Origin of the sequence: Hydrogenophaga sp. (assembly GCF_041633695.1) — a bacterium.
In the GTDB taxonomy this organism is placed as follows: domain Bacteria; phylum Pseudomonadota; class Gammaproteobacteria; order Burkholderiales; family Burkholderiaceae_C; genus Hydrogenophaga.
On record NZ_JBFJMY010000143.1, the window covers coordinates 1 to 9,875 of the forward strand.

Annotated in this window: 10 protein-coding genes; 4 read left to right on the forward strand and 6 right to left on the reverse strand. The window is 66.6% G+C overall.

The features are described 5' to 3' along the window. Positions 1-136 (forward strand): GMC oxidoreductase (locus ABYB95_RS10700; RefSeq protein ID WP_372658504.1); only part of this gene is annotated, 136 nt, incomplete at its 5' end. A 117-nt stretch (positions 137-253) separates the two neighbouring features. On the opposite strand, the gene ABYB95_RS10705 is transcribed toward ABYB95_RS10700, so the two are convergent. Next, the gene (locus ABYB95_RS10705; RefSeq protein ID WP_372658493.1) at positions 254-652 is read right to left on the reverse strand and encodes a hypothetical protein; all 399 of its coding nucleotides are present in this window, start codon (positions 650-652) and stop codon (positions 254-256) included. Between the two features lies 1 nt (position 653). Next, entirely contained in the window at positions 654-2,003 is a 1,350-nt protein-coding gene (locus ABYB95_RS10710) for an ammonium transporter (protein ID WP_372658494.1), read from the reverse strand. Positions 2,004-2,335: 332 nt separating this feature from the next. On the opposite strand from ABYB95_RS10710, the gene ABYB95_RS10715 reads away from it, so the two are divergent. After that, complete coding sequence (locus ABYB95_RS10715) at positions 2,336-3,094, forward strand: TSUP family transporter (protein ID WP_372658495.1); 759 nt, start codon at positions 2,336-2,338, stop codon at positions 3,092-3,094. Positions 3,095-3,104: 10 nt separating this feature from the next. On the opposite strand, the gene mrdA is transcribed toward ABYB95_RS10715, so the two are convergent. The 4 genes from mrdA to ABYB95_RS10735 form a co-directional block, all read right to left on the reverse strand. Further along, a complete protein-coding gene (gene mrdA, locus ABYB95_RS10720) occupies positions 3,105-5,108 on the reverse strand; it encodes a penicillin-binding protein 2 (protein ID WP_372658496.1) in 2,004 nt (667 codons plus the stop codon). Positions 5,109-5,228: 120 nt separating this feature from the next. Next, on the reverse strand, positions 5,229-5,759 hold the full coding sequence (mreD, locus tag ABYB95_RS10725; protein ID WP_372658497.1) for a rod shape-determining protein MreD: 531 nt from the start codon (positions 5,757-5,759) through the stop codon (positions 5,229-5,231). Then, a complete protein-coding gene (gene mreC, locus ABYB95_RS10730) occupies positions 5,756-6,706 on the reverse strand; it encodes a rod shape-determining protein MreC (RefSeq protein WP_372658499.1) in 951 nt (316 codons plus the stop codon). The genes mreD and mreC overlap by 4 nt, the downstream gene beginning before the upstream one ends. A gap of 24 nt (positions 6,707-6,730) precedes the next feature. After that, complete coding sequence (locus ABYB95_RS10735) at positions 6,731-7,774, reverse strand: rod shape-determining protein (protein WP_372658501.1); 1,044 nt, start codon at positions 7,772-7,774, stop codon at positions 6,731-6,733. Positions 7,775-8,048: 274 nt separating this feature from the next. Between ABYB95_RS10735 and gatC the strand changes: the two genes are divergently transcribed. Next, positions 8,049-8,348: an Asp-tRNA(Asn)/Glu-tRNA(Gln) amidotransferase subunit GatC gene (gene gatC, locus ABYB95_RS10740; RefSeq protein WP_372658502.1), complete on the forward strand. Its 300-nt coding sequence runs from the start codon at positions 8,049-8,051 to the stop codon at positions 8,346-8,348. Beyond that, positions 8,345-9,844, forward strand: coding sequence for an Asp-tRNA(Asn)/Glu-tRNA(Gln) amidotransferase subunit GatA (gene gatA / locus ABYB95_RS10745; RefSeq protein WP_372658503.1), 1,500 nt, complete (start codon positions 8,345-8,347; stop codon positions 9,842-9,844). The genes gatC and gatA overlap by 4 nt, the downstream gene beginning before the upstream one ends. Positions 9,845-9,875 lie beyond the last annotated feature (31 nt).

Sequence of the window (9,875 nt, forward strand, 5' to 3'; positions counted from 1 at the left end):
CTTGCGCGTCTACGGCGTGGAGGGCTTGCGCGTGGTGGACGCGGGCGCCATGCCCACCATCACCAGCGGCAACACCAACAGTCCCACGCTGATGCTGGCCGAAAAGGCGGCGCGCTGGATAGTGGCCGGGGTTTGACGGCGGTTCGGCTGGCGCAGAACCACGTTCGCGGAGCGTGTTGCCGGGTATCCCGCGACCCCGAGGGTTTCGACCGCCCCCCGCGCCGGTGCCAGCGGCGTCGGGCGGCAACGGTTTTTAGCGTATGCCGCCCACATAACGGGCTTCGTCGCCGTCTTCCGGGCGGGTGGCGCCCAACACCGAAGGCAGGGTGGACGCCATGAAACCGCTGGACTGAGGGGAGCCAGCGGGGGTGGACGCGGCATGTCCGGCGCGCAACTGTTCGACCACCGTTTGCAACAAGGGCTTGGGGGCGGCCGCCGCGCCCATGCGGGGAATGGCGGTCGCCAGTTTGTCGGCCCAGGTCAGCAGCTCGGCGTGGCCATCGCTGGCCGCTTTTTCGCGCGAGAAGCGCACGATGGCTTGCGCGTAATCGGCGTTGGTGGCGAGCCATTCGGTGTCCGTCACGCGGCCGGTCTTGCGCCGCAACAGCACGTGCAGGTGGGCGGCGATGGCGAAGACGTCGCTGGCTTCCATGTCAATGGCCGAGTTGTTCGTTGTGCAAGGCCAGGTCCAGTCCCACCTGTTCCTGGGCCTCGCGCACACGCAGGCGGGTCACGCGCGAGGTGATCCACAGCACCAGGGCCGTCATCGCCAGGCTGTAGGCCAGCACGGCGGTGCAGGCCACCAGTTGCGACACAAAGCTCGCTTGCACGCCCGAGATCGCCGGGTCGGCCAGCACGCCGGTGAGCAAGGCACCCACCAGGCCACCCACACCGTGCACGCCGAACACATCGAGCGAGTCGTCGGCACCCAGGCGGCGCTTGAGACCGGTGGCGCCCCAATAGCAGGCCACGCCCGCGATCAGTCCGATCAGCAGCGCCGAGCGCGGCGTGACAAAGCCGGCAGCGGGGGTGATGGCCACCAGGCCCGCCACCACACCCGAACACAGGCCCAGCAACGAGGCGCGTTTGCGCGCCAGCCATTCCGCCCCCATCCACGACAGCGCGCCTGCGGCGGCGGCGATGTGGGTGACCGCCAGCGCGAGGCCGGCACGGCCATCGGCGGCCAGTGCCGAGCCGGCGTTGAAGCCGAACCAGCCGACCCACAGCAGGCCGGTACCGGCCATGGTCAAACCCAGGTTGAACGGCACAAAAGGCTCGCGCCCATAACCCTGGCGCGGGCCCAGTGCATAGGCGCAGACCAAAGCGGCCGCGCCGGCATTGATGTGCACCACCGAACCACCGGCGAAATCCAGCGCGCCCAGCTGCGCCAACCAGCCCCCCGGTTCCCACACCCAGTGGGCGATGGGCGCGTACACCAGCAGCAGCCACAGGCTGGCGAACAGCAGCAGGGCGCCAAAGTGCATGCGCTCCACCAGGGCGCCCACCACCAGCGCGCAGGTGATCACGGCGAAGGTGAGCTGGAACATGGCAAACACAGACTCCGGCACGTGCGGCGCGATGTGGCTCACCGCCACCTGTCCCTGGGCGGCGAGCACATCGAGCCCGGCAAAGCCTGCGCGGTCCAGCCCGCCTATCCAACCGGCGAACCCGCCGCTGCCGGGGGTGAATGCCAGCGAATACGCCAGCGCGAACCACAGCACACTGACCACCGCCGTGATGCCGATCACGCTGGCCATGGTGTTGATCACATTGAAGCGGCGCACCATGCCGCCGTAAAAGAGCGCGATGCCCGGCAGCGTCATGAGCAGTACCAGAGCGGTGCTGACCATGAGCCAGGCCGTGTCGGCGCCGTTCACGCTGCTGGCGGCGACCAGTCCGGGCGCGCTCAAAACCGCTGCGGGGGCCTGGGCCCAGAGTGCCGCAGGGGCGAGCAGCGCGCACGCGCCGACCCAGGCGGGCGAAATCCGACCAATTTGGTGCATTTTGTTACCTTTTCCAACGACGGTGTAACAACAGCATTTCCTGTGCCAGTGGTTGGCCAAACCAAGGGGAAATCCCGATGCACAAAGCTGGTGCCGCCCACTACAGTAGTCCCACTCGCAAAGGTGCACAGCGCCGACGACCGCGGGGGACCGAGGAGACAAACCCAGTCCAACCAAAACGCATTCACAGCTCCCCAAGAGGAGCACCTCTCTCACAGGCCGACCCTCACAAGGGTCGGCTTTTTTTTGGCCGCTTCCGTCTGTTGCGTGGCTTGAAGGGCGCCCGTTCCTAGGCGGCCTGGCCTTGGCGGGCATCGGTCACAATCGCGCGCATGGAATTGCTGCTCGTCTCTCTCGCGTCCCTGGTCGCCGGCTTTGTGGACGCCATTGTGGGCGGCGGCGGCCTGATTCTGGTGCCTGCGCTGTTCGCGGTCTTTCCCACCACGCACCCGGCGACCCTGTTTGGCGTCAACAAGAGCGCGTCGATCTGGGGCACGGCGGCGGCCACGTTGCAATTCGCGCGCCGGGTGCAAATGCCCTGGGCAGCCTTGCTGCCTGCGGTGGGGCTGTGTTTTGCCGGCTCCATGCTGGGCGCCTGGACCGTGACCGAGATCTCACCCGACTTTCTGCGCCGCGTGCTGCCGCTGGTGTTGCTCGCGGTACTGGCTTACACGGTGGTGAAAAAAGAGCTGGGCCGACACCACGCCCCGCGCTTCACCGGGCGCAGCGAAGCCGTGGCGGCCAGCGTGCTGGGGGTGGTCATCGGGTTTTACGACGGCTTTTTTGGCCCGGGCACGGGCAGCTTCTTCGTCTTCTTGTTCGTGCGCTGGCTGGGCTACGATTTTCTGCACGCCAGCGCGAGCGCCAAACTGCTCAACACCGCATCCAACTTCGCAGCGCTGTTGCTGTTTGCCTGGACCGGCCACGTGTGGTGGCACTACGCGCTGGTGATGGCGCTGGCCAATGTGGCGGGCAGCTTGCTGGGCACGCGCCTGGCGCTCAAGCACGGCAGCGGCTTTGTGCGCCAGGTCTTCATGGTGGTGGTGACGCTGCTGATTCTGAAGACCGGCTACGACGCCTACCTGCGCTGAGCGCAGGCTCCTAGGGCGCTGCGCGTGGGCTGTCCGTCGCCAGGGCCTCGGCTCCGGGCGCAAGGTCTTGCGGTGGCCAGGGCATGGCACTGGCCTTGAGCGGTGTGCCAATGGGCGCACCGGCCAAGCCCTGCCGCACCGCCGCCATGTCTTGCGCATTCGGGTATTGGTCGAGCAGGAGATAGTCGAACACCCGGCGCGCAATGGGCGCGGCACTGGCCGCGCCAAAACCGGCGTTTTCCACGATCACCGCCAGTGCGATGCGTGGTTGCACGACCGGCGCAAAGGCCAGATAGAGCGCGTGGTCGCGCTGGTGCTCTTCGAGTTTGCGCGCGTCGTAGCGGTCTTTTTGGCCAATCGTCACCGCCTGCGCGGTGCCGGTTTTTCCGCCGCTGGCGTAGCCGGCACCCGAAAAGACCCGGGCCGAGGTGCCCTCCGTGGTCACGGCCTGCATGGCGCGCAACACGGTCTCCACGTTGTCGCGCTTGAACCCCAGGTCTTCGGGCGCTTCGGTGGCGATGGTGGTGCGCTTGCGGGTGAGCACGTCTTCGATCGCCAAGGTCAGGTGCGGCCGGTACTTGATGCCACCACCGGCCAGCGTGGCCATGGCGTGCGCCATCTGCAGCATGGTGAAACTGTTGTAGCCCTGGCCGATGCCCAGCGAGATCGTTTCACCGGCGTACCAGCGCTGCTGCTCGGGCCGTTTGTAGTTGTTGCGCTTCCAGGCCTGGCTGGGCAGCACGCCGCGCAACTCGCCACCCAGGTCGATGCCGGTGATCTGGCCCAGGCCCAGGGGCTTCATGAAGTCGTGCATGGTGTCCACGCCCATCTCATTGGCGAGGGAGTAGTAGTACACGTTGCTGGACTTGACGATGCTGCGCTGCATGTCCACCTGGCCCAGTGCGATGTCGCCGTGGCTGCGGAACTTGTGGTTGCCAAACATCCAGTAGCCGGGATCGTTGATGACGGTGCTGGCGCTGCGCGTGCCGGTTTCCAGCGCAGCCAGCGCCATGAAGGGCTTGTAGGTGGAACCGGGTGGGTAGGTGCCGCGCATGGCCCGGTTGAGCAAGGGCTTGTCCAGCGACTCGTTGAGGGCGCGCCAGTTTTCGACGTCGATGCCTTCCACGAACAGGTTGGGGTCGAAGGTCGGTTTGCTCACGAAGGCCAGCACCTCGCCGTTGCGCGGATCGATCGCGACCAGCGCGCCGCGGCGATCGCCAAACATGTCTTCGACCAGCTTTTGCAGCTGGATGTCGATCGCCAGCACCACGGTGTTGCCCGGTGTGGCCGGTGTATTGGCCAGCGACCGCACGGCGCGGCCACCGGCCGAGGTCTCGACCCGGTCGAAGCCGGTCAGGCCGTGCAGTTCGCGCTCGTAGCTTTGTTCGGCGCCCAGCTTGCCAATGTAGTCGGTGCCCCGGTAGTTGGCCTGCTCCTCTTCGGGCCAGTCGTCCATGGCATCTTTTTCGCGCTGGTTGATGCGCCCGATGTAGCCGATCACGTGGCTGGCCACGTCGCCGCTGGGGTATTGCCGGAACAGCCGCGCGCGCACATCGACGCCAGGAAAACGGTAGCGCTGCACGGTGAAGCGGGCAACCTCCTCGTCGGACAAGCGGGTGCGGATGGGCAGCGAATCGAAACGCCGCGATTCTTCCAGCAGCTTGTGAAAGCGCCGCTTGTCGCGCGGGTGAATCTCCACCAGCTGGCCCAGGGCTTCGATGGTGGCGTTCAGGTCTTCCACCTTGGACGGCGTGATTTCCAGCGTGTAGGCCGAATAATTGGTCGCCAGCACCCGGCCGTTGCGGTCCAGAATCTGGCCCCGGTTCGGCACCACCGGCAACACCGCCGTGCGGTTGCTCTCGGCCTGCGCCAGCAAGTCTTCGTGGCGCACCACCTGCAGGTAAACCATGCGCGCCGCCACCAGGCCAAACGCAAACAACACCGCCATGCCCGCCACCAGCACGCGGGTGCGGAACTGCGCCAGGTCGGCTTCGATGTTGCGCAGCTCAGTCACAAACCGACTTTCGAGACGTCTGCGGCAGAGGCCGCGTTTCGCCGCCGGGCCGCCCCAAGGCGAAACAGCCCCCTTGGGGGGCAGCGACCCGCGCAGCGGTGGAGCGTGGGGGCATCGTGGTCACAGCGGGCGGTTGTCATCGGGATCGGGCGAGCGGCGTTGCGGCGCCAGCAAGGCCACGGAAACCACGGGCCACAGCGCGGTCTCCAGCAGGGGCGCCAGCACGAAGAACACCCCGGGGAAACTGCCACCGGCCAGCAGGCGCACCAGGAGTTCCAGAATATGCGCGGCAAAAAACAGGGGCAGTACCTGCACCGCCTGGGTGGGCACGCCAAACCACAACAGGCGGCGGTGGATGCTGATGGAGAAAAACACCAGCACCGTATAGGCCAGGGCGTGCTGGCCCATCAGCGTGCCCTGCTGCACGTCCATGGCCAGACCGAACACAAAGGCCACGCCCACGCCGATGCGCCGGGGCTGGTGCACGCTCCAGAACACCAGCACCACCGCCAGCACGTCGGGTACCCAGGCGGCGCGTCCCCACAGGCCCATGTTCATGAGCATGTTGAGCAGCATCGCGCCCAGCAGGCTGAACCAGATGAAGGCGGGGTTGGCGGGCAGCAGCAGCTGCTGGCCTCGGCGCATGATCATGGCGCGGTACTTCCGGTGGCGCTGCCACCTTTGGGGGTGGAGCGCGCGGCGCGCGCGTTGGCCGAAATAGGCAGCGGCGACGGCGGCAGCGCCGCGCCCACCGGCGCCAGCACCAGCACATGCAAAGTGCCTTGCACGCGGGCCACGGGGGTGCAGTTGATGCGGGTGAAGGCCGATTCGGCGCGCCGCGTCACCTCGGCCACCCGCGCCACCGGCAGGCCCGGCGGGTACACCCCGTCCACACCGCTGGTGGTGAGCAGATCGCCTTCGACAATGTCCGAGTTGGCCAGGGTGTAGCGCAGCTCCAGGCCGTCGCCGGCCACACCCGGCTGGCCATACACCACGTTGCGCGCGCCGGTGCGCACGTTGAGCACGGGAATCGCCTGGTCCCGGTCGACCAGCAGGGTGACTTCGGACACCAGCGGATAGACCCGGGTCACCTGGCCCATCACACCGCTTTCGTCGATCACCGGCGAGCCGGGTTCAACGCCGTGCGTCAGGCCCCGGTCGATCACCACCTTGCGCGAATACGGATCGGCCACGTCGTACAGCACTTGTGCGCCCACACCAGGCGTTTTGATGCGTTCGCGCATGGCCAGCAATTCGCGCAAGCGCTGGTTTTCCAGGTCGAGCTGTTCGAGTTGCAGGTTGCGGCCCGCCTGCCGCGCCAGGCGTTGCAGCGCTTCGTTTTCCGATCGCTGCGCCTCGTGCAGGCTGGTGAAGTAGCCGCCCGCTGCGGCCACTGCCTGCACCGGTTGCAGCACCAGCCACTGCACCGGGTACAAGGCCGTGGCCACGGCTGCGCGCAGGGGTTCGGTGACCCGAAAGCGCACGTCGGCCACCATCAGAAACAGCGCCAGGGCGCTGAACACAACCAGTTTGGACAGGGCCGACGGCCCTTGCTTGAAAAAGGGTGGTGGTGTGCGGTCTAGGGTGCCCAGTGGCATGTTGTGCCGGTGGCCGGCGAGGCGTTATTCGCTGGTGAAAATGGTGCCCAGGCGCTCCATGCGCTCCAGCGCCATGCCGCAACCGCGCACCACGCAGGTCAGCGGTTCTTCGGCCACCAGCACCGGCAGGCCGGTTTCTTCGGCCAGCAGGCGGTCCAGGTCGCGCAACAGGGCGCCACCACCGGTCAGCATCATGCCGCGTTCGGCGATGTCGGCGCCGAGTTCGGGCGGGGTTTGCTCCAGCGCGCTTTTCACGGCCGAGACGATCTGGTTCAGCGGGTCGGTCAGGGCTTCGAGGATTTCGTTGCTGGAAATCGTGAAGCTGCGCGGCACGCCTTCCGACAGGTTGCGGCCCTTGACTTCCATCTCCTTGACCTCGGAGCCCGGAAAGGCCGAGCCGATGGCTTTCTTGATGGATTCGGCCGTGGGCTCGCCGATCAGCATGCCGTAGTTGCGGCGGATATAGGCAATGATGGCGTCGTCGAAACGGTCACCGCCCACGCGCACGCTGCCCTTGTAAACCATGCCGCCGAGCGAAATCACGCCGACTTCGGTGGTGCCACCGCCGATGTCCACCACCATGGAGCCCGACGCGTCGGACACCGGCAGACCGGCGCCGATGGCCGCGGCCATGGGTTCTTCGATCAGGTAGACCTCGGAGGCGCCTGCGCCCAGGGCCGACTCGCGGATGGCGCGGCGTTCAACCTGGGTCGAGCCGCAGGGCACGCAGATGATGATGCGCGGGCTCGGCTTGAACATCGAGCGCGGGTGCACCATTTTGATGAACTGCTTGAGCATTTGCTCGGTGACGGTGAAGTCGGCGATCACGCCGTCTTTCATCGGGCGGATCGCCTCGATGTTGCCGGGCACCTTGCCCAGCATGGCCTTGGCTTCTTTGCCGACGGCCTGGATGGTCTTTTTGCCTTGGGGGCCACCTTCGTGGCGGATCGCCACCACCGAAGGCTCGTCGAGCACGATGCCTTTGTGGCGGACGTAAATCAGGGTGTTGGCGGTACCGAGGTCAATGGCCAGGTCGGTCGAAAAATGCCGACGAAAAGCTTCAAACATGTGCGAAGTTCCTATGGGGCATGGCAGCGCTTGGCTCTTGTGTTATGGCGCTGCCATTGCCTGGTGAATAGCCGTTGATTCGGTTCTAAGTACTTGATTCAACGGCAAAAACCCCGCCTTTGCAGGATATGCCGTTAAACCTTGGATAATACCGTATCCCCTGTGCGCAACTGCGCGCATTGCGCAGCGAATTCTGCACTTTACAACCCGTTGCAGGCCGTTTGGCCTTGCTGCGGGTGGTTTTCCTTGACCGTTACCGGACCCCTTCCCCGCCATGTCTCTGACCCAGTCCGACATCGGGCGCATCGCCAACCTGGCGCGCCTGGAACTCTCTTCCGCGCAGAGTGAGCGCATGCTCACGCAGCTGAACGGCTTTTTTGACATCGTCGAGCAAATGAACGCGGTGGACACCACCGGCGTGCAGCCCCTGGCCCACCCCACGGCGGTGATCGACCACGTGGCGCTGCGCCTGCGCCCCGATGTGGCCAGCGAGCCCAACCAGCGCGAAGCGAACCAGAAGAGTGCGCCCGCCGTGGAGCGTGGTCTGTTCCTGGTGCCGAAGGTGATCGAATGAGCGCCGCCCGCAACGTGCACCAGATGGGTGTGGCCGAACTCAGCACGGCGCTGGCCGAGAAAAAACTCTCCAGCGTCGAAGCGGCGCAGGACCTGCTGGCGCGGGCCCGCACGCATGCTGGGCTGGGCGCCTACCTCGCGTTCAACGAAGCCGCCACGCTGGCCCAGGCCCAAGCCGCCGACGCCCGCCTGGCCGCTGGCGAGCGCACGCCCTTGCTGGGCGTGCCGATCGCGCACAAAGACATCTTTGTGACCCGCGATTTCCCCACCACCGCCGGCTCCAAAATGCTGGAGTCGTACCAGAGCCCCTTTGATGCGACCGTGGTGCAGCGCCTGGCGCAGCAGGGCGCGGTGAGCCTGGGCAAGCTCAATTGCGACGAGTTCGCCATGGGTTCGGGCACCGACAACTCGGCCTATGCGCCCGCGCACAACCCCTGGGACGTGTCGCGCGTGCCGGGTGGCTCGTCCGGCGGTTCTGCCGCCGCCGTGGCCGCCGGGCTGGTGCCCGCCGCCACCGGCACCGACACCGGCGGCTCCATCCGCCAGCCCGCCAGCTTTTGCGGCATCACCGGCATCAAGCCCACCTATGGGCGCTGCTCGCGCTACGGCATGGTGGCCTTCGCGTCCAGCCTTGATCAGGCCGGCCCCATGGCGCGCAGCGCGCAAGACTGCGCCGCCCTGCTCACCGCCATGGCCGGCCCCGACATCGACCGCGACTCCACCAGCCTGGACCACCCGGCCGAAGACTACAGCGCCGCGCTCCTGCAAGCGCGCGCTGGCGCCAGCGCCGCACAGCCGCTCAAAGGCCTGCGCATTGGCCTGCCGCAAGAGTTTTTTGGCGCTGGCTGCGCGCCCGACGTGCTGGCCGCGGTGCACGCGGCGCTGGCCGAATACCAGAAGCTGGGTGCCAGTCTGGTCGAGATTTCGCTGCCGCGCACCGAGCTGTCGATTCCGGTTTACTACGTGATCGCGCCCGCCGAAGCGTCGAGCAACCTCAGCCGTTTCGACGGCGTGAAGTTTGGCCACCGCGCCGCGCAGTACGACGACCTGACCGACATGTACAAGAAGTCGCGCAGCGAAGCCTTTGGCCCCGAAGTGCAGCGCCGCATCATGATCGGCACCTATGTGCTGAGCCATGGTTATTACGACGCCTACTACCTGCAGGCGCAGCGCATCCGGCGCCTGATCGCGCAAGACTTCCAGCAGGCCTTCACCCAGTGCGACATGATCGCCGGGCCGGTCGCGCCCACCGTGGCCTGGAAGATCGGTGAAAAAAGCGAAGACCCGCTGGCCAACTACCTGGCCGACATCTACACCTTGTCCACCAGCCTGGCCGGCTTGCCCGGCATGAGCGTGCCGGCCGGTTTCGGCGCGGGCAACATGCCGGTGGGCCTGCAACTGGTGGGCAACTATTTCCGCGAGGCTGAACTGCTGCAAACGGCGCACGCTTTCCAAAAAGCAACCGACTGGCACCTGAAGACGCCGGAGGGGTTCTAAAGATCACCCCCGCGCCGCCGTCGGCGTCGCC